Here is a 20,167-nt window from a genome sequence, read left to right as displayed (position 1 = left end):
GTGCCGAGTGGTGGGGCGGAGCGTTTTTGGTTACTTTTTGCGCTCTTCAAAAAGTGACCCGCTGTAAGAGCGGAACCGATATCAGCCACAACCGCAGCAACGGATATACACCCAAACCTACTCAATCCCCACCTGATTTCGCCCATTATGCTTGGCCGTATACAACCCCTTGTCCGCCGCCATGATCAGCTGACGACAATCCGACCCCTGCACCGGCGTGATGGTCGACAACCCGATGCTGATCGTCAAACTCGCCCCCTCAGCCGGCGCAATATGCGGAATCTTCAACGCAACAACCGCCATCCGCAGCTTCTCAGCCACCAACCGCGCGCCACCCGGCGAGGTACTGGGCAGCACCAACGCAAACTCCTCCCCCCCATAGCGCGCCGGCAAATCCGATGGCCGACTGCTCGCGTCGCGAATAGTCGCAGCGACTTTGCGCAGCGCCTCATCACCCTCGACATGCCCAAAGGTGTCGTTATAGGTCTTGAAGAAATCCACATCAATCATCAACAACGACAACTGCGTCTGATCACGCATGGCGCGCCGCCACTCCAGCTCCAGGTATTCGTCAAAGTGCCGACGATTCGACAGCCCGGTAAGCCCATCGGAGTTCATCAAGCGCTGCAACACCAGGTTGGTATCAAGCAACTGTTGCTGACTGACCCGCAACGCCCGATACGCCGCATCCCGCTGAATCAGGGTCATATACGAGCGTGAGTGATAGCGAATGCGCGCCACCAGCTCGATGTTGTCCGGCAGCTTGACCAGATAATCGTTAGCCCCCGCCGAAAACGCCGCGCTCTTGATCAGCGGGTCTTCCTTGGTCGACAGCACAATAATCGGGATATTCGCCGTGGCCGGATGGTTGCGGTATTCGCGCACCAGCGACAGACCATCGAGGCCCGGCATTACCAGGTCTTGCAGGATGACCGTCGGCTTGATCCGGATCGCCTGGGCAATCGCCTGATGGGGATCGGCGCAAAAGTGAAAATCAATGTTTTCCTCATGGGCCAACCCACGCCGCACGGCTTCGCCGATCATGGCCTGGTCGTCGACGAGCAACACCATGGCGGCGTTTTCATCGGTCTTGAAGTCGTCGATCTGTAAATCATTCATGTGCAGTCACCTGAATTACTACCTGCAAGCCAACTATCGCCAGGGCATCGATCATTTTGCAAAGACCTCCAGCAATCGGGGCGCAATTCTGTCCAGTGGGCGAATTTCAACAGCAGCATCAATCGCCGCCGCCGCTTTAGGCATGCCATACACCGCCGAGCTGTGCTGATCCTGGGCGATGGTCAAATATCCTTGTTCACGCAGCAACTTGAGCCCTTGGGCGCCATCGCGACCCATGCCGGTCAGCAACACGCCGACGACGTCTCCAGTCCAGTAACTGGCGACGCTCTCGAAAAACACGTCGATAGACGGCCGGTAAATCTCGTTCACCGGCTCTGCTGTATAGGCTAGCGTGCCATTTTTGAGCAGGCGAATATGGTGGTTGGTACCGGCCAGCAGCACCACGCCGCTTTGGGGCGGCTCGCCCTCACGGGCCAGGCGCACCGGCAGGCCGGAGGCACTGCTCAGCCACTCGGCCATGCCCGCGGCAAACACCTGGTCCACATGCTGCACCAGCACGATGGCGGCGGAAAAGTCCCGTGGCAAACCCTTGAGCAGGATTTCCAGGGCAGCCGGCCCGCCCGCCGACGAGCCAATCGCCACCAGCCTCTGGCGTGTACCGGTGCTGCGCTGGGGCGTGGTGTCGGTGCGTACACGGCTGCCACGCTGACCCACCAGCCAGCCAATATTCATGATTTTGCGCAACAAGGGCGCCGCCGCGTCCTTGGGGTTGCCCACGCCGAGAGCCGGAGTGTCCACCACATCCAGAGCGCCGTGGCCCATGGCTTCGAACACACGGCTGACATTGGCCTGACGGTCCACGGTAACAATCACAATCGGGCACGGCGTCTCGGCCATGATCTGCCGCGTGGCCTCCACGCCGTCCATGACCGGCATGATCAGGTCCATCAGGATCAAATCCGGGGTCAACTCGGCGCAACGCTGCACGGCTTCCAGGCCATTGGTCGCAACCCACACCACTTCATGCGCGGGCTCGAAACTCAGGGCCCGGCGCAGCGCCTCCACGGCCATAGGCATGTCATTGACGATCGCAATCCTCATGCCCGGGCCCCTCCAATCAGTTCAACCACGGCGTCCAGCAGGGCGTCATCGTGGAAACTGGCCTTGGCTAGATAATAGTCGGCGCCAGCGTCGAGTCCACGACGCCGGTCTTCTTCGCGATCCTTGTACGACACCACCATCACCGGCAACGATTGCAGGCGACTATCACGACGCAAGAGTGTGACCAATTCAATACCGTCCATACGAGGCATATCGATGTCAGTGATGAGCAGGTCGAAGTCTTCTGAGCGCAAGGCGTTCCAGCCGTCCATGCCATCGACCGCGACCGCCACTTCATAACCGCGGTTTATTAACAATTTGCGTTGAAGCTCACGCACGGTGAGCGAGTCGTCCACCACCAGCACGCGTTTGCGCGGCGCTTCGGTGGCTTGCTGGCTACGCCGGGCGATACGCTCCAGGCGGCCAGTGTTGAGCAATTTATCCACCGAACGCAGCATGTCTTCGACATCGACGATCAACACCACCGAGCCGTTATCCAGCAAGGCGCCGGCGGAAATATCTTGGACCTTGCCCAGGCGGGCATCCAGCGGCAACACCACGAGGGTGCGCTCGCCAATAAAGCGTTCCACGGCAATGCCGTAGACCGCCTCGCGCTCGCGGATCACCACCACTTTCAGGGTTTCGTCATTGCTCTGCCCCGGCGGACGCTGCAACAGCTGGCTGGCGGCAACCAGGCCGACATGCCGACCCTCGTGCCAGAAATGCTGGCGGCCTTCGAGCTGCACGATGTCATCCGGCGCCAGGTCGCACATGCGTTCGATGTGCGCCAGCGGGAACGCGTAGGCCTCTTCGCCGACTTCCACCACCAGGCTGCGCACTACCGACAGGGTCAACGGCACTTCCAGGTGAAAACGGCTGCCCTGCCCCGCCGTTTGTTCAAGCACCACCGCACCGCGCAATTGGCGGACCATGTGCTGCACCGCGTCCAGGCCGACGCCGCGCCCGGACACTTCAGTGACTTTGTCGCGCAGGCTGAAGCCCGGCAGGAACAGGAACGTCAGCAGCTCCTCTTCGCTCAGGCGCAGCGCCGTTTCCAGCGGTGACAGGTTCCGGTCGACGATGGTGCGGCGCAGGCGCTCGAGGTCGACGCCATTGCCGTCGTCGCTCAATTCCAGCACCAGCAAACCGGCCTGATGGGAGGCACGCAGGCGGATTACGCCTTCAGCCGGCTTGCCGGCCAGCATGCGCTGCTCGGGCATTTCGACGCCGTGGTCGACGGCATTGCGCAGCAAGTGAGTCAGCGGCGCTTCGAGCTTTTCCAGCACGTCGCGGTCGACCTGGGTCTTCTCACCCTCGATTTCCAGGCGCACCTGCTTGCCCAGACTGCGGCCCAGGTCACGCACCATGCGCACCTGCCCCGCCAGCACATCGGCGAACGGGCGCATGCGGCAGGCCAACGCCGTGTCGTAAAGCACTTGGGCACGCTGCCCGGCCTGCCAGCCGAACTCGTCCAGCTCGGCGGTTTTTTCCGCCAGCAATGCCTGCGCTTCGCCGAGCAGGCGACGGGTGTCAGCCAGGGCTTCCTGAGCTTCGAGGTTTAAATCCAGGGCCTTGAGCTGGCCGTCCAGCGCATCCAGGGCGCGCACGCTGTTGCTTTGAATGCGCTTGAGGCGTTGCATGCTGGCCAGGTAAGGCTTGAGCCGCTGGGTTTCCACCAGGGATTTGCTCGACAGGTCCAACAAACTGTTCAAGCGCTCGGCGGTGACACGCAACACGCGCTCGCCGCCTTCGGTCATGGGTTTGTTCTGGCGCGGCGGCGTAATCAGCGGCGCGGGCTCGGGTTCCGGCGCCAGCTCCTCTATCAGTGCAGTTGGCACCGCCTGAGGCTCAGGCGTCGGCGCAGGGGTTTTCACCAGTGCCTTGGACGGGTCGAGCAGGCGCTCCATCAGCGCCACATAGGCTTCGATATCCGCCGGGCCCACGTCATTGCCGGGCGTGGCGATGCGCATCAGCAGGTCGGTGCCTTGCAGCAACGCATCGATGTGTTCGGGTTGCAGGTACAGGCGGCTTTCCTGGGCGCTGACCAGGCAATCTTCCATGACGTGAGACACGCTGACGCCCGCGTCCACGCCCACAATCCGCGCCGCGCCTTTAAGCGAGTGCGCCGCGCGCATGCAGGCTTCCAGCTGGTCAGCCTGGGTCGGGTTGCGTTCCAGGGCCAGCAAACCGGCGCTCAACACCTGGGTTTGCGCCTCGGCTTCCAGGCTGAACAGTTCCAGCAGCGAGGCATCGCGCATCTGGTCGGGGGTCATGAGAGGCTCCGGGTCACGGCAGACAACAATTGCGCCTCGTCCAGCCAGCGCAGGCTGCGGCCTTTCCACTGCAACACGCCCTGGGTATAGCGCGCGCTGGCCTGGGTGCCGGAGGCCGACGCCGCGTTCAGCACGCGTTCGTCGATGGCATGCACGCCATCGACCTCATCCACCGGCACCACCACCGGGCCGTCCTGGGCGGCGATGATCAACATGCGCGGCATGATGCGCCCGCCGGTCGCGCCCGTGCTGGAGCTGTCCAAACCGAGCAACTCCACCAGCGACAGGCAGGCTACCAGCGCACCGCGCACGTTGGCCACGCCGAGCAGCGCCCGTGAACGCTGGTGCGGCAGGGAGTGAATCGGTTGCAACGGGGCCACTTCCACCAGGCAACGGGTGGCAATGCCCAGCCATTCTTCGCCGAGGCGGAACATCAACAACGAACGAGTGACCACATCCGTGTCGATTTCAACCGCCGCCTGCGGGCGACGGTCGTCCTGCTGCAAGGCATAGCGGTCGAGCAAGCGTGTGGCTGCGGCGGAATACACCGCGCAGTTGCGGCAATGAATATGCTCCACCAGCAGCGGGCACGACTTGTCGCCATGGATGCCGATGCGGTTCCAGCAATCGTCGATGGCCTGGGTGTCAGCCAGGGTCAGGTCCAGGCCTGGGGTTTCGAGCGCGTCGGGGCTACTCATGGTTTGGACTCACTGTCAGCTCGCTCGCTGCGCGCGGCGCGCGCCTGCAAGCGGCGCGCCCCCGCACTGTCGCCCTGGGACTCAAGCAACGCGGCCAGGTGCATCAAGGCCTGCGGGTGCTGGGGTTCCAGGTACAAGGCTTTTCGATAATACCCCTGGGCTTCCAGGGCGCTGCCGGCCACGTCGCTGAGCAGCCCCAGCCAGTAAAACACCTGGGCGACCGGCGGGTGGTTATTCAAATACCTCTCGCAGGCGGCACGTGCCTCGGCGCTTTTACCTTCGTTGGCGAGGGTAGCGATTCGGCCTAGCAAGTCGCCGGCATCGGACGACGACGCCTTGGGCCGCACCTCTTGGGCATTCGTCGGGCTGAACGGTCGCGGCTTGGGCGCAATAGGCGCGGCGCGGCGCAATGGAACCGGCGCCGGCGTCGGCACGTACACAGGCTCAGCCTTGACCGGCTCGACATGCCGACTGAACGCAAAGGATTGCGCAACACCAATCGAACGCATGCCATGGCGGCCCAACAGGCTGCCTTCGGCCGGGCCGATAAACAGCACGCCGTCCACGTGGGTCAGGCCTTTGAGCACATCAAAAACTTGTTTCTGGGTCTGCTGGTCGAAGTAGATCAACAGGTTGCGGCAAAACACAAAGTCATAGGTCGGTTCATTGGCCAACAGCGCCGGATCCAGCAGGTTGCCGACTTGCAGGCGCACTTGGTCGCGCACGCGATCGTCAATGCGATACCCATCGTCTTGTTCAGTGAAGTGATGATCGCGAAATTCGATATCGCCGCCGCGAAACGAGTTCTTCCCGTATACGCCGCGGCGCGCACGCTCAACCGATAGAGGGCTGACGTCCATGCCCTGCACCTTGAATTGGTGCGGGGCCAAGCCTGCATCGAGCAAGGCCATCGCGATCGAATAGGGTTCTTCGCCGGTGGAGCACGGCAAGCTGAGGATGCGCAGTGCGCGCATCTGATTGATCTCGGCAAGGCGCGCCTTGGCCAGTCGGGCCAGGGTGACAAAGGATTCGGGGTAACGGAAAAACCACGTTTCGGGGACGATCACCGCTTCGATCAGCGCTTGCTGCTCGTCATGGGAGCTTTGCAGGCGCTGCCAGTAATCCTCCAGCGTTGGCGCCTGCATGACCTGGCTGCGCTGGCGCACAGCGCGGTCGATAATAGCCTCGCCCACCGAAGCGACGTCCAGGCCAATGCGCTCTTTGAGGTAGGCCGAGAAACGTGGGTCGCTGCTCATAGGCCCGGCTCGGTGGAGAACAGCAACGCGCGTACCGGCTCGGTGAGCAATTCGTTTACACCGATCCACTGCATCAAACCGAGGGCGTCTTCACGCACCAGCCCCAAATAAGGCGCTTCGCGGTTATCCACACCGTAGGGCTTGAACTCACCCAGGGCGCACCGCAGTGTGTCGGTGGCCTGCTCCAGAATCAGCCCCAGCCAACGCGCCTTGACCCAGGGCTGCGGCTGGTAATTGACCAGCACCAGACGCGTGCTGGTACGGGCCTGGGCGGCGGTGCCGAAGGTCAGCGCACTGAGGTCGATCACCGGCACCATCGCCCCGCGATGGGCGAAGATGCCCGCCACCCACACCGGCGCATGGGCGATGGGTTTGAGTGGCAGGCGGGGCAGCACTTCGGCCACTTCCGTGGCTTTGAGGGCAAAACGTTCGCTACCGATGTGGAACACCAGGAACAACGCCTTTTTCGCTGCCGGGACGGCACCGCGTTTAGCCGCGAGGTCGCTCATCAGACTTTGAAACGCGACACGCCGCTGCGCAAACCGACCGCAACCTGGCTCAGTTCATCAATGGCAAAGCTGGCCTGGCGCAGGGAATCCACGGTCTGGCTGCTGGCATCGCCCAATTGCACCAGCGCGTGGTTGATCTGCTCGGCACCTGTGGCCTGGGCCTGCATGCCTTCATTGACCATCAACACACGCGGCGCCAGCGCCTGCACCTGATGGATGATCTGCGACAGTTGCTCGCCGACTTGCTGCACTTCGGACATGCCGCGACGCACTTCTTCGGAGAACTTGTCCATGCCCATCACGCCCGCCGACACTGCGGACTGAATCTCGCGCACCATCTGCTCGATATCGTAGGTCGCCACGGCCGTCTGGTCGGCCAAGCGGCGCACTTCGGTGGCCACCACGGCAAATCCGCGCCCGTATTCACCGGCTTTCTCGGCCTCGATGGCGGCGTTGAGCGACAGCAGGTTGGTCTGGTCGGCGACCTTGACGATGGTCACCACCACCTGATTGATGTTGCCGGCCTTCTCGTTAAGGATTGCCAGCTTGGCGTTGACCAGGTCAGCGGCGCCCATCACCGAGTGCATGGTTTCTTCCATCCGCGCCAGGCCTTGCTGGCCTGAACCGGCGGCGACCGACGCCTGATCGGCGGCGGTGGACACTTCGGTCATGGTGCGAACCAGGTCTTTGGACGTTGCCGCGATCTCACGCGACGTCGCGCCGATCTCGGTGGTCGTTGCCGCTGTTTCAGTGGCGGTGGCCTGTTGCTGCTTGGAGGTGGCGGCAATCTCGGTGACCGACGTGGTCACCTGCACCGAGGACCGCTGGGCCTGGGACACCAGCGCCGTCAGCTCGGTCATCATGTCGTTGAAGCCGGTTTCCACCGCGTTGAATTCGTCTTTACGCTCAAGGTTCAGGCGCTTGCTCAAGTCGCCATCGCGCATGGTGCCGAGGATCCAGACAATGCGCTGCATCGGCGCCATGATTGCGCGCATCAGCAACAGGCCGCACAGGCCGGCGGCGAGGATGGCCACCAGCAACGAAACGAACATGCTGATTTTGGCTGAGGCCACCGCGTCGTCAATGGCGGCGGTTGCAGCATCGGAAACGCCTTTGTTTTCCGTGATGATGTCGTTGAGCTTCATGCGCCCTTCGGTCCAGATCGGCGTTAATTGCTCTTCCAGCAATACGCGCGCTGCGGCCAGGTCATCGGCCTGAACGCGCTCGAGCACCTGGGCCAGGACCTTGTTGTAATTGATGTGCGTGGCCTTGAAGTTATCGAACTCCATTCTGTCAGCCTGGCTATGAATGGTTTTTTCATAGTTGGCCATTTGCTGTTCAATACGCGCTTCGAAAGACTTGTAGTCCGACTTGTCGTTACTGGTAATGCCTTTATCGTCGCGCAGGCCGATGAGATCGACGGTGAGCAAATAGCTGTCGACCCACGCACTGCGGATCATGGAACTGAGATAAACCCCGGGCACCGCGTCATCACGAACCGCCTCCTGGCCGGCCTCGATTTTCAGCAACCGCGAATAAGAGACCACAACCATTAACAGCATGATGGCGATAATGACCGCAAAGCTTGCCAAGATCCGTTGGCGCAAGGTCCAGTTCTTCACAGTAATTCCTCGAAGGGCCTATCAAATGCCGACGAGTATAGCTGAGCAGAAGCGCTCATTTATCAACGGGTTTTGCTGTGGCACTCACAGAATGCAAAAACACCCTCATCCGGGTGAAAACAGGCGCATGTGGGAGCTGGCTTGCCTGCATCGAAGGCCAGCCAGCTCCCACATCGCAAGTGCGTTGACGCGAAGTTACTGGCTCAGCCTTACCTGCTTTTCAAGCTCGGCCTTCAGGCCAGGCTCCAGTTTCAGCTGGCGTGCCAATTCGTCCAGGTAGGACTTTTCCATGAAGTTTTCTTCGTCCACCAGCATCACGCTGGCGATGTACATCTCGGCAGCCATCTCCGGGGTACCAGCGGCGCGGGCGACGTCGGCCGGGTCCAGGGGTTTGTTCAGCTCGGCGTGCAGCCAGCTTTGCAGTTCGCGGTCGTTGTCCAGCTTGGTGAATTCGCCCTCGATCAGCGCGCGCTCACGCTCGTCCACATGCCCGTCAGCTTTGGCGGCCGCCACCAGTGCTTTAAGAATGCCCTGACTGTGCTGCTCGACTTGGGCCGGCGGCAGGCGATCGATGGTTTGTGGCTCACCCTGGGGTGCATTGGCTTGTTGCGCCTGCCAGTTGCCGTAGGCTTTGTAGGCAATCACTCCCAACGCGGCCAACCCGCCGTACGTCAGGGCCTTGCCGCCAAAGTTGCGGGCTTTTTTATTACCCAGCAACAGGCCCATGGCGCCGGCAGCCAGGGCGCCGCCGCCAGCGCCACCGAGCAAGCTGCCCAGCCCACCGCCGCCGCCGCCAAGCAAACCGCCGAGGGCGCCTTTGTCGTCCTGCTTATGTTGACCACCGGCTTTCTTTTGCAGCATGTCCTGACCAGATTTGAGCAACTGATCGAGCAATCCACGGGTATTCATTCGCAGCCTCCAGGCACTTGGGTTCATAGGAGCAATAGGCCCCCAGCGTAAAACTTAGTGCCAAAAAGCCCCGATCTAGAGTGCTTCCAGATGTAACGTCGAGGTGACGGCGCAAGACTGAGGTAATGCGCAGGCCTGGCGCAGAGCGTCAAGGGCTGCATTCCCCCGCAGCGCGTGGTTACGATCCATAGGCTGTCCACGCAGCGAGTCGGAAATAAGTTGTTTCACATGCAACGCCGTCACCCTGCTATCAACCATTTTTCCTGCACCATCGAACCGCTTAAGCTATCCGGCGTCTGTTTATAGTCCGTTGCGTTTGGCCGAAGGCATGTCCGAACCGTAATTTCTGATCCGCTACGTGCCAGGAAAGGCGCGGGATTTGCTCACGACAGGTTGTCTCTATGCACCGCAGGAATTTGCTCAAAGCGTCCATGGCCATTGCGGCTTACACCGGTTTATCGGCCAGCGGCCTGCTCGCTGCGCAGGCTTGGGCTGGCAACCGTGCCGCCGATGGCGAGGCCGTTGCCTTCGATTTTGAATCGCTCAAAGCCCAGGCCAAGAAACTCGCCGGGACTGCTTATAAAGACACCCGCCAAGTGCTGCCGCCAACCCTGGCGACCATGACCCCGCAAAATTTCAACGCCATCGGCTACGACCGCAACCATTCACTGTGGAAAGACCTGAACGGCCAACTCGATGTGCAGTTCTTCCACGTCGGCATGGGCTTCAAGACGCCGGTGCGCATGCACAGCGTCGACCCCAAGACCCGTGAAGCACGCGAGGTGCATTTCCGCCCGTCGCTGTTCAACTATGAAAAGACCACCGTCGATACCAAACAACTGACCGGCGACTTGGGTTTCTCCGGCTTCAAGCTGTTCAAGGCGCCGGAACTGGACCGCCATGACGTGCTGTCATTTCTCGGCGCCAGCTACTTCCGCGCAGTGGATTCCACTGGCCAGTACGGCCTCTCCGCTCGTGGCCTGGCCATCGACACCTACGCGAAAAAACGCGAAGAATTCCCCGACTTCACCCAGTTCTGGTTCGAAACCCCGGACAAGGACGCCACGCGTTTTGTGGTCTACGCCCTGCTCGACTCGCCGAGCGCCACCGGCGCCTACCGTTTCGATATCGACTGCCAGTCGAACCAGGTGGTGATGGCGATCGACGCCAACATCAACGCGCGCACCGCCATCGAGCAATTGGGCATCGCGGCGATGACCAGCATGTTCAGCTGCGGCACCCACGAACGGCGCATGTGCGACACCATCCACCCGCAAATCCACGATTCGGACCGCCTGGCGATGTGGCGCGGCAACGGCGAGTGGATCTGCCGCCCGCTGAACAACCCGGCCAAGTTGCAATTCAACGCGTTTGCCGACAAAGACCCGAAAGGCTTCGGCCTGGTGCAGACCGACCATGAGTTCGCCAGCTATCAGGACACTGTGGACTGGTACAGCAAACGCCCAAGCCTGTGGGTTGAACCGACGACCGCCTGGGGCGAAGGCTCGATCGACCTGCTGGAAATTCCTACCACTGGCGAAACCCTGGACAACATCGTGGCCTTCTGGACCCCGAAAAAGCCTGTGGCCGCCGGCGATTCGCTGAATTACGGCTACAAGTTGTACTGGAGCGCACTGCCACCGGTGAGCACGCCGCTGGCGCAAGTCGACGCGACCCGCTCAGGCATGGGCGGCTTTACCGAGGGCTGGGCACCGGGTGAGCACTACCCGCAAGTCTGGGCACGCCGTTTTGCCGTGGACTTCAAAGGCGGCGGCCTCGACCGACTGCCGGCCGGCACCGGCATCGAGCCCGTGGTGACTTGCTCCCACGGTGAGGTGAAGGATTTCAGCGTGCTGGTGCTCGACAACATCAAGGGCTACCGCATCCTGTTCGACTGGTACCCGACCAGCGACAGCGTGGAGCCGGTGGAACTGCGGCTGTTTATCCGCACTCAGGACCGCACCTTGAGTGAAACCTGGCTGTACCAATACTTCCCGCCTGCGCCCGAGGCGCGTAAGTACACCTGATTGCCTAGGAAAACGAAGGCTGTGTGGGAGCCGGCTTGCCTGCTCCCACATTCCTGTAGTTGGGTCCTGAAACCCAGCCCTTTCAAGCTCTTTAGATAGAACAGGCGGTAAGTACCCCGTGGCGAGCGGGCTTGCCCCGCGTTGGGTTGCGAAGCAGCCCCAAACCAACGACCGGAGATTGTCTGACTCACCGCATTCTTCCTTTTTAGGGTCGCTTCGCAACCCAACGCGGGGCAAGCCCGCTCGCCACAGGGATAGCGTTCGCCCTATCAGACAGATTTCCAAATGCCTTGAAAGGGCTGGCCCTAAAACCGCGACACACTCTTCATCGCTCCAATCAAATACCGCATCGCAACCTGATCGCTTTCGGTCAGGGCGCGGTACTGCGCAAGCAACTCTGCTTCATCCGAACTCAGCCTTCGGCCACACCCGAATGCCCTGCGGCTCAGAAAAGACATCACCGCACCCGCTACACCATAGGACTTGGCCATGGACTGTTTCTCCTGAAATCAATCTAAAACTCCTGGTGCCCACCCTCCGCCTCCCGTGAAGCGCAATGCTTCGTCGGACAAACAGACTGACTCCTTGGGCCAGAAATCAGACTTACCCCTAAGCGTAGAAAAAATCTCGTCACGTGTGGGATTTTTTTAAAGCATTCACTCAAATAAATGGCTTTGGTAACAAAGACCTACAGCCCTTTCTTACATATTGACCAATAGAGCTCCACCTTCGCCACACCTGAGGCGGGCAAGAAAAAACCCACCGGGTCAGGGTGGGTTTTGCGGGGCACGCGTGTGGGATCAATCCCTCAGATCAGACTCATGAATCGGCTGGTCGCGGTGGGTCGCCCGCTGGTATTGCGCCGGCCAAATGGCCTTGCGCCCGCCCAAGTCGTCGTCGGCATGCAGCGGCCAGTACGGGTCACGTAGCAGTTCGCGAGCCAGAAAGATGATGTCGGCCTGGCAGGTGCGCAGGATGTGCTCGGCCTGGGCAGGCTCGGTGATCATGCCGACGGTGCCAGTGGCGATCCCCGATTCTTTGCGCACGCGCTCGGCAAAACGTGTCTGGTAGCCGGGCCCTACGGGAATCTCGGCGTTGGCGGCGGTGCCGCCGGAGGAGACGTCGATCAGGTCCACGCCCAGCGCTTTGAGGCGTCGCGCCAGTTCCACGGTTTCATCGGGGTTCCAGCCGTCCTCCACCCAATCGGTGGCCGACACCCGCACAAACAACGGCAAATCCTCGGGCCAGACCTCACGTACCGCCGTCGTCACTTCCAATACCAGGCGAATGCGGTTTTCGAACGAGCCACCGTATTGATCACGACGCTGATTGCTGATGGGCGAGAGGAATTGATGCAACAGGTAACCGTGAGCGGCGTGGATTTCCACCACTTCGAAACCGGCGGTCAACGCGCGTTTGGCCGCGGCCACGAAGTCACCGATCACTTGCTGGATTTGCGCTTCGTCCAATTGCCTGGGTTGGGTGTGGTTGGGGTCGAAGGCAATCGGCGAGGGGCCGACCGGTACCCAGCCACCCTCCTCCGGTTTGACGCTGCCATGCTTGCCAATCCACGGCCGGTGGGTGCTGGCCTTGCGCCCGGCGTGGGCCAATTGGATGCCCGCCACTGCGCCTTGGGCGGCAATGAAGCGGGTAATGCGCTGCAGCGGTTCGATCTGTTCGTCCTGCCACAAGCCCAGGTCCTGGGCGGTGATGCGGCCGTCCGCGGTCACGGCGGTGGCTTCAGTGAAAATCAGCCCGGCGCCGCCCACCGCGCGGCTACCGAGGTGCACCAGGTGCCAGTCATTGGCCAGGCCGTCTTCGGCCGAGTATTGGCACATCGGCGACACGGCAATGCGGTTGAGCAGGGTCAATTGGCGCAGGGTATAGGGTTCGAGCAGCTGACTCATGGCGCACCTCTTCTGGGGTCTGTGGGCACTGTTCAACAGTGCCTAGAGCCTAGTCGACAACGCCCGATTGCACAGGGTTCAGAAGGAAAGCGGGAGCCGATTGCCGGCTCCCGTGCAGCCACAGCTTACATTTCGACCTGGGTGCCCAGCTCGATCACCCGGTTTACCGGCAGCTTGAAGAAGCGCAGGTTGCCGTTGGCGTTCTTCAACATGAAGGCGAACAGCGCCTCACGCCAGCGCGCCATGCCTTTGATGCGCGAAGCAATGACGGTTTCGCGGCTGAGGAAGTAAGTGGTACGCATCGGGCTGAAATCCAGCTCGTCCAGATGGCACAGCTTCAACGCTTGGGGCACGTCCGGCTCATCGGCAAAACCGAAGTGCAGGATGACCCGGAAGAAGCCTTCACCGTAGGCATCCACCTCGAAACGCCGCGTAACCGGCACGCGGGGGATGTCTTCGTAGACCACCGTCAACAGCACCACTTGCTCGTGCAACACCTGGTTATGCAGCAGGTTGTGCAACAGCGCGTGGGGCACCGCGTCGGGGCGCGCGGTAAGGAACACCGCCGTGCCCTGCACGCGATGAGGTGGCTGCACGCGGATACTGCTGATAAAGATCGGCAGCGGCAGGCCACCTTCGTCGAGGCGGTCGACCAGCAATTGCTTGCCGCGCTTCCACGTGGTCATCAGCACAAACAGCACGATCCCCGCGAGTACCGGGAAGGCGCCGCCCTGGATGATTTTCGGCACGTTGGCGGCAAAATACAGCCCGTCCACCAACAGGCAGCAGATCAACACCGGCACGGCCAGGATCGGTGGCCATTTCCACAGCAGCAACATCACCGCAGACACCAGAATGGTGGTCATCAACATGGTTCCGGTCACGGCCACGCCATACGCCGACGCCAGTGCGTTGGAGGACTCGAAGCCCAGCACCAGCAGAATCACGCCAACCATCAACGCCCAGTTCACTGCGCCGATATAAATCTGGCCCTGCTCGGCGCTTGAGGTGTGCTGGATGTGCATGCGCGGGATGTAACCCAGCTGGATCGCCTGACGCGTCAGCGAAAACGCACCGGAAATCACCGCCTGGGATGCAATCACTGTCGCCAGGGTGGACAACACCACCAGCGGAATCAGTGCCCAGCTCGGCGCCAGCAGGTAGAACGGGTTGCGCGCTGCTTCCGGGTCGCCCAGCAACATGGCGCCCTGGCCGAAATAGTTAAGCACCAGTGCCGGCAACACCAGGATGAACCAGGCGCGGGCAATGGGCTTGCGGCCAAAGTGCCCCATGTCGGCATACAGCGCTTCGGCACCGGTCAATGCCAGCACGACTGCGCCGAGGATCGCGACGCCAATACCCGGGTGATTCTGGAAGAAACGCACGCCCCACATTGGGTTCAAGGCGCTGAGCACTTCAGGGTGCAGGGTGATGCCATACACTCCGAGGCCGGCCAACACCAGGAACCAGGTGACCATCACCGGCCCGAACAGCTTGCCGATGCGGTCGGTGCCGTGTTTTTGGATCAAAAACAGTGCCACCAACACCACCAGGGCAATCGGCACCACCCATTTTTCCAAACCGTCGAACGCCAGCTCCAGGCCCTCAATGGCCGACAACACGGAAATCGCCGGGGTAATCATGCTGTCGCCGTAAAACAACGCCGCACCGCACAAACCACACACCACCAGGAAACTGCGCAGTTTTTTGCGTTCTCCCGCCGCCCGTCGGGCCAGCGCGGTCAAGGCCATGATGCCGCCTTCGCCCTGGTTGTCGGCGCGCAGCACAAACAGCATGTATTTGATCGAAACGACCCAGATCAGCGACCAGAAGATCAGCGCCAGAATACCCAGCACGCCGTCATGGTTGACCTGAACCCCGTAACCGCCAGTGAACACCTCTTTCAGGGTATAGAGCGGGCTGGTACCGATATCGCCGTACACCACCCCGACCGCCGCCACCAGCATGCCAATCGGCTTTGCGTTGGAATGTTCGGCACTTGCTGCCTGACTATTTGCCTGACCCATCTACCACTCCTGCCCTTTTGACCCGAGGTCTTTTATAAACAGCACTGCCTGAGCATGCGCCGTTTTACTTCCAGTTACAGACGGATTATTGACTCAGGGGTTTCACCCACGCGTCACGGCGCGAAGCATAGCGCAGCACTCGTCGCATTTCCCTGCATAAAGCTGGTCAAGTGCGCTGCCCGTCGCTAGAATTGCGCACTTTTTGACCAGAGGCACACCAAGTGCCCGTTTACCGCCCTGTCGTGCCCGGCTGGCGGCGTCATTCAATACCGAGGTTAGACATGTCCACCACCATCGCAAAAGCCAACCCCAAGGTCGGCTTTGTATCCCTGGGTTGCCCGAAGGCTCTGGTCGACTCCGAACGCATCCTTACGCAACTGCGCATGGAAGGCTATGACGTTGTGTCCACTTACCAGGACGCGGACGTGGTGGTGGTCAACACCTGCGGCTTCATCGACTCGGCCAAGGCTGAATCGCTGGAAGTGATCGGCGAAGCCATCAAGGAAAACGGCAAGGTCATCGTGACCGGCTGCATGGGCGTGGAAGAAGGCACTATCCGCAACGTGCACCCTAGCGTGCTGGCCGTGACCGGCCCGCAACAGTACGAGCAAGTGGTCAACGCCGTGCACCAAGTGGTGCCGCCGCGTCAGGACCACAACCCGCTGATCGACCTGGTGCCGCCCCAAGGTATCAAGCTGACCCCGCGTCACTACGCGTACCTGAAGATTTCCGAAGGCTGCAACCACAGTTGCAGCTTCTGCATCATCCCGTCGATGCGCGGCAAGCTGGTCAGCCGCCCGGTCGGTGACGTACTCGACGAGGCCCAGCGCCTGGTCAAATCCGGCGTGAAAGAGCTGTTGGTGATCTCCCAGGACACCAGCGCCTACGGCGTCGACATCAAGTACCGCACCGGTTTCTGGAACGGCGCGCCGGTGAAAACCCGCATGACCGAACTCTGCGAAGCCTTGAGCAGCCTGGGTGTTTGGGTGCGTCTGCACTACGTTTACCCGTACCCGCACGTCGACGAGCTGATCCCGCTGATGGCCGCCGGCAAGATCCTGCCGTACCTGGACATCCCGTTCCAGCACGCCAGCCCGAAAGTCCTCAAGGCAATGAAACGCCCGGCGTTCGAAGACAAGACCCTGGCGCGGATCAAGAACTGGCGCGAAATCTGCCCGGAACTGATCATCCGCTCCACCTTCATCGTCGGCTTTCCTGGCGAGACCGAAGAAGACTTCCAGTACCTGCTGGACTGGCTGACCGAAGCGCAGCTGGACCGCGTCGGTTGCTTCCAGTACTCCCCGGTGGAAGGCGCCCCGGCCAACCTGCTGGACCTGGCCGTGGTGCCGGACGACGTCAAGCAAGACCGTTGGGAGCGTTTCATGGCGCACCAACAAGCCATCAGCTCGGCGCGCCTGCAACTGCGCATCGGCAAGGAAATCGAAGTGCTGATCGACGAAGTCGACGAACAAGGCGCGGTGGGCCGTTGCTTCTTCGATGCCCCGGAAATCGACGGTAACGTGTTTATCGACGACGCCACCGACTTGAAGCCGGGCGACAAAGTCTGGTGCACCGTAACCGATGCTGACGAATACGACCTGTGGGCTGAAAAGCGCGACTGAGTCGATAAAACCTGAAAAAGCCCTGCCTCTGGACAAGATGCGGGGCTTTTTTCGGTCTATCGTTTGGTGCGATCAACTTCACCGGCAAGGGGCAGCGGGCATGCGTCAGCATTCGGTTATCCACACACCTAACAGCAGCGACTACGCGCAATTGGCGCAGATCTGGGAAGACTCGGTGCGCGCGACCCACGACTTCCTGCCGGACAGCTACATCGTGTTGCTGAAAAACCTTGTGCTGACGCGCTACCTGGACGCCGTAATGCTGATCTGCACCAAAGACGCGCGCCAACGCATCACCGGATTTGCCGGCGTGGCCGCGGGCAAGGTCGAAATGCTGTTCATCGCGCCGCAACACCGTGGTGAAGGCCTGGGCCGGCAACTGCTGCGTTATGCCATCGAACGCTTGAACGCCGATATGCTGGACGTTAACGAGCAAAACCCCCAGGCGCTGGGGTTTTACTTCAAGCAGGGTTTCGAAGTCATCGGCCGCACGGAACATGATGGCCTGGGGCAGCCCTATCCGTTGCTGCACATGCGTTTGCGCCAGCAGCAAATCTGCAGCGGTTGAACTACTGCCTGACAAAGTGTGGGAGCTGGCTTGCCTGCGATGGCATCAACTGGTTTTGCCTGATGAACCGAGGTGCCTGCATCGCAGGCAAGCCAGCTCCCACAGTTGATCCCCATTTGGTCTGGGGAATCGCAGTCTGCTCTTAAAAAAACAGCGCCTTTGATTCAACCACTCAGGTCGGCTACCAGGCCGCCGTGCTTTAGATTTTGATCTTGCTTGTGATCTCAGGCGCCCCGTTAACCACGATGGCCGCACGCCGAGCCTAAGCGAGGCACCGAGTGGTGGGGGCGGAGCGTTTTTGGTTACTTTTTGCGCTGTTCAAAAAGTGACCCGCTGTAAGAGCGGAACCAATACCAGCCGTTACCGCAGCAACGGAGATGTACTCACCCCGACACTCCCCCCACAACACCCAAACCAAACCAACTCCGCTAAACACCCCCAAAAGCCCCAAACCCGAAATGGGTCCGGGATTAACCGGCGCCAGGCAGGTACAATAGCCGCCCACTTTTGTTACGGCCCTTGTCATGACTGACCCCATACGCCTCTCCAAACGCCTCATCGAATTAGTCGGTTGCTCCCGTCGGGAGGCCGAGCTGTTCATCGAAGGCGGCTGGGTCTCGGTAGACGGCGAAATCATCGACGAACCGCAGTTCAAAGTTACCACCGAAAAAGTCGAACTCGACCCCGACGCCAAGGCCACCGCGCCAGAGCCGGTCACCATCCTGCTGCACGCCCCAGTCGGCGTCGACGTCGAAACCGCCATGGCCTCGATCAGCGCCGACACCCTGTCCGAAGAACACCGCTTCAGCAAGCGCCCGCTCAAAGGCCACTTCCTGCGCCTGACCGCCAGCGCCGACCTGCAAGCCAAGGCCAGCGGCCTGCTGGTGTTCACCCAGGACTGGAAAATCCTGCGCAAGTTGACCGCCGATGCCGCCAAAATCGAGCAGGAATATGTGGTTGAAGTCGAAGGCGACATGGTTGCCCACGGCCTCAACCGCCTGAACCACGGCTTGACCTACAAAGGCAAAGAGCTGCCGGCCGTCAAAGCCAGCTGGCAGAACGAAAACCGCCTGCGTTTTGCGATGAAAAACCCGCAACCGGGTGTGATCGCGCTGTTCTGCGAAGCAGTTGGCCTGAAAGTCGTCGCCATCCGTCGCATCCGCATCGGTGGCGTTTCAATCGGCAAGGTGCCGGTCGGCCAATGGCGTTACCTGTCCAGCAAAGAGAAGTTCTAAACCGCCCCCTTTTCCCGGCACCGCCTGACCCGGCGGTGCCCTCAGTTGAATACCAGGATTGCCCACCATGATTCACAACGACGTACTGCGCAGCGTGCGCTACATGCTCGACATCAGCGACAACAAGATGGTCGAGATCATCAAGCTCGGCGGCATGGACGTGACCAAAGACGACCTGCTGACCTACCTGAAGAAGGATGAAGAAGAAGGCTTCGTGTTCTGCCCGGACGAGGTCATGGCGCACTTCCTCGACGGCCTGGTGATCTTCAAACGTGGTAAGGACGAAAGCCGTCCGCCGCAGCCGATCGAGACCCCGGTGACCAACAACATCATCCTCAAGAAACTGCGCGTGGCCTTCGAATTGAAAGAAGACGACATGCACGCCATTCTCAAGGCCTCCGAGTTCCCGGTGTCCAAGCCGGAGCTGAGCGCGCTGTTCCGCAAGTTCGGCCACACCAACTACCGTACGTGTGGCGACCAGTTGCTGCGTAACTTCCTCAAGGGCCTGACCCTGCGAGTGCGTCCGTAAGCCATGATTTACAACGTCTCGCCCGTCGGCTTCGTGCGCTCCTGCTTTAAGGAGAAGTTCGCCATCCCGCGCCAACCGCAGCTGGCGCCTGCCGCCCGTGGCGTGCTGGAGCTGGTGGCGCCGTTCGACGGCGGTGAGGCAGTACAAGGCCTGGAGCAGGTCAGCCATGTGTGGCTGGTGTTTGTGTTCCATGAAGCCCTGGAAGACAAGCCGCGCCTGAAAGTGCGCCCACCGCGCCTGGGCGGCAACACCTCCATGGGCGTATTTGCTACCCGTGCGACCCACCGGCCCAACGGCATCGGCCAGTCGGTGGTGAAGCTGGACAAGGTGGAGCCCGGCAAGCTGTGGATATCCGGGATTGATTTGCTCGATGGCACGCCGGTGCTGGATATCAAACCGTACGTGCCGTATGCCGACATTATCGACACCGCCACCAACGGCATCGCCAGCGGCGCGCCACAGCCGATTCCAGTGCAGTGGCTGAAGACGGCGCTGCACCAGGCGCAAGGCCATGCCCAGCGTCTTGGCGAGCCCTTGGTGGAGTTGATTGATCAGTGTTTGGCACAGGATCCACGGCCGGCGTACCAGACGCCGGGGCCTGAACGCGAGTACGGCGTGCGGTTCTGGGATGTGGATGTGCGCTGGCATTATCCCGAGGCGGGGATGATTTGCGTGCTGGAAGTGCTTCCAGCCGATTAAACGCCGAAAACAACTGTGGGAGCTGCTTGTGTGGGAGCGGGGGGGGCAGCGGTGGAGAAACCACGGGTTGTGCAGTTGAACGCGGGGGTGGGATAGCAGGGCAGC

At 61.0% G+C, this 20,167-nt stretch carries 17 protein-coding genes; 6 read left to right on the top strand and 11 right to left on the bottom strand.

What is annotated here, in order from left to right; all coding sequences use genetic code 11:
* Positions 1–117: 117 nt before the first annotated feature.
* The 8 genes from ACP7A2_RS15715 to ACP7A2_RS15680 form a co-directional block, all read right to left on the bottom strand.
* Entirely contained in the window at positions 118–1,119 is a 1,002-nt protein-coding gene (locus tag ACP7A2_RS15715; protein WP_426134943.1) for a diguanylate cyclase, read from the bottom strand.
* Between the two features lie 51 nt (positions 1,120–1,170).
* The gene (locus tag ACP7A2_RS15710; protein ID WP_426134942.1) at positions 1,171–2,181 is read right to left on the bottom strand and encodes a chemotaxis response regulator protein-glutamate methylesterase; all 1,011 of its coding nucleotides are present in this window, start codon (positions 2,179–2,181) and stop codon (positions 1,171–1,173) included.
* Entirely contained in the window at positions 2,178–4,454 is a 2,277-nt protein-coding gene (locus ACP7A2_RS15705) for a hybrid sensor histidine kinase/response regulator (protein ID WP_426134941.1), read from the bottom strand. Before ACP7A2_RS15705 ends, ACP7A2_RS15710 begins: the two co-directional genes overlap by 4 nt.
* Positions 4,451–5,152, bottom strand: a complete 702-nt coding sequence (locus tag ACP7A2_RS15700) for a chemotaxis protein CheW (RefSeq protein WP_426134940.1) — start codon at positions 5,150–5,152, stop codon at positions 4,451–4,453. The genes ACP7A2_RS15705 and ACP7A2_RS15700 overlap by 4 nt, the downstream gene beginning before the upstream one ends.
* Complete coding sequence (locus ACP7A2_RS15695; protein ID WP_426134939.1) at positions 5,149–6,408, bottom strand: CheR family methyltransferase; 1,260 nt, start codon at positions 6,406–6,408, stop codon at positions 5,149–5,151. The genes ACP7A2_RS15700 and ACP7A2_RS15695 overlap by 4 nt, the downstream gene beginning before the upstream one ends.
* Positions 6,405–6,917 carry a chemotaxis protein CheW gene (locus ACP7A2_RS15690; RefSeq protein ID WP_426134938.1) on the bottom strand — a complete coding sequence of 171 codons (513 nt, stop codon included), beginning with the start codon at positions 6,915–6,917 and terminating at the stop codon, positions 6,405–6,407. The genes ACP7A2_RS15695 and ACP7A2_RS15690 overlap by 4 nt, the downstream gene beginning before the upstream one ends.
* A complete protein-coding gene (locus ACP7A2_RS15685; protein ID WP_426134937.1) occupies positions 6,917–8,539 on the bottom strand; it encodes a methyl-accepting chemotaxis protein in 1,623 nt (540 codons plus the stop codon). Before ACP7A2_RS15685 ends, ACP7A2_RS15690 begins: the two co-directional genes overlap by 1 nt.
* Positions 8,540–8,734: 195 nt before the next feature.
* Positions 8,735–9,448, bottom strand: a complete 714-nt coding sequence (locus tag ACP7A2_RS15680) for a tellurite resistance TerB family protein (protein ID WP_426134936.1) — start codon at positions 9,446–9,448, stop codon at positions 8,735–8,737.
* Positions 9,449–9,849: 401 nt separating this feature from the next.
* Between ACP7A2_RS15680 and ACP7A2_RS15675 the strand changes: the two genes are divergently transcribed.
* Positions 9,850–11,475: a glucan biosynthesis protein D gene (locus tag ACP7A2_RS15675; RefSeq protein WP_426134935.1), complete on the top strand. Its 1,626-nt coding sequence runs from the start codon at positions 9,850–9,852 to the stop codon at positions 11,473–11,475.
* A gap of 305 nt (positions 11,476–11,780) precedes the next feature.
* On the opposite strand, the gene ACP7A2_RS15670 is transcribed toward ACP7A2_RS15675, so the two are convergent.
* From ACP7A2_RS15670 to ACP7A2_RS15660, 3 genes are all read right to left on the bottom strand, one after another.
* A complete protein-coding gene (locus ACP7A2_RS15670; protein ID WP_426134934.1) occupies positions 11,781–11,966 on the bottom strand; it encodes a hypothetical protein in 186 nt (61 codons plus the stop codon).
* 309 nt (positions 11,967–12,275) lie between these two features.
* Positions 12,276–13,382 (bottom strand): NADH:flavin oxidoreductase/NADH oxidase, encoded by a 1,107-nt coding sequence (locus tag ACP7A2_RS15665; RefSeq protein ID WP_426134933.1) that lies wholly within the window; start codon positions 13,380–13,382, stop codon positions 12,276–12,278.
* Between the two features lie 125 nt (positions 13,383–13,507).
* Positions 13,508–15,409 carry a potassium transporter Kup gene (locus tag ACP7A2_RS15660; protein ID WP_426134932.1) on the bottom strand — a complete coding sequence of 634 codons (1,902 nt, stop codon included), beginning with the start codon at positions 15,407–15,409 and terminating at the stop codon, positions 13,508–13,510.
* Between the two features lie 281 nt (positions 15,410–15,690).
* Here ACP7A2_RS15660 and rimO point away from each other — a divergent pair, with 281 nt between their 5' ends.
* From rimO to tsaA, 5 genes are all read left to right on the top strand, one after another.
* Entirely contained in the window at positions 15,691–17,031 is a 1,341-nt protein-coding gene (gene rimO / locus ACP7A2_RS15655) for a 30S ribosomal protein S12 methylthiotransferase RimO (protein ID WP_426134931.1), read from the top strand.
* A gap of 100 nt (positions 17,032–17,131) precedes the next feature.
* Positions 17,132–17,599, top strand: coding sequence for a GNAT family N-acetyltransferase (locus ACP7A2_RS15650; protein WP_426134930.1), 468 nt, complete (start codon positions 17,132–17,134; stop codon positions 17,597–17,599).
* A 524-nt stretch (positions 17,600–18,123) separates the two neighbouring features.
* A complete protein-coding gene (locus tag ACP7A2_RS15645; RefSeq protein WP_426134929.1) occupies positions 18,124–18,834 on the top strand; it encodes an rRNA pseudouridine synthase in 711 nt (236 codons plus the stop codon).
* A 67-nt stretch (positions 18,835–18,901) separates the two neighbouring features.
* Positions 18,902–19,363: a DUF1456 family protein gene (locus ACP7A2_RS15640; protein WP_348060517.1), complete on the top strand. Its 462-nt coding sequence runs from the start codon at positions 18,902–18,904 to the stop codon at positions 19,361–19,363.
* Positions 19,364–19,366: 3 nt separating this feature from the next.
* Entirely contained in the window at positions 19,367–20,062 is a 696-nt protein-coding gene (tsaA, locus tag ACP7A2_RS15635) for a tRNA (N6-threonylcarbamoyladenosine(37)-N6)-methyltransferase TrmO (protein ID WP_426134928.1), read from the top strand.
* Positions 20,063–20,167: the final 105 nt, after the last annotated feature.

Source organism: Pseudomonas sp. PWP3-1b2 (genome assembly GCF_049896045.1).
GTDB classification, from domain to species: domain Bacteria; phylum Pseudomonadota; class Gammaproteobacteria; order Pseudomonadales; family Pseudomonadaceae; genus Aquipseudomonas; species Aquipseudomonas antarctica_B.
Note: the sequence above shows the minus strand (reverse complement) of the source record. Positions and strands in the feature narration are given on the sequence as shown.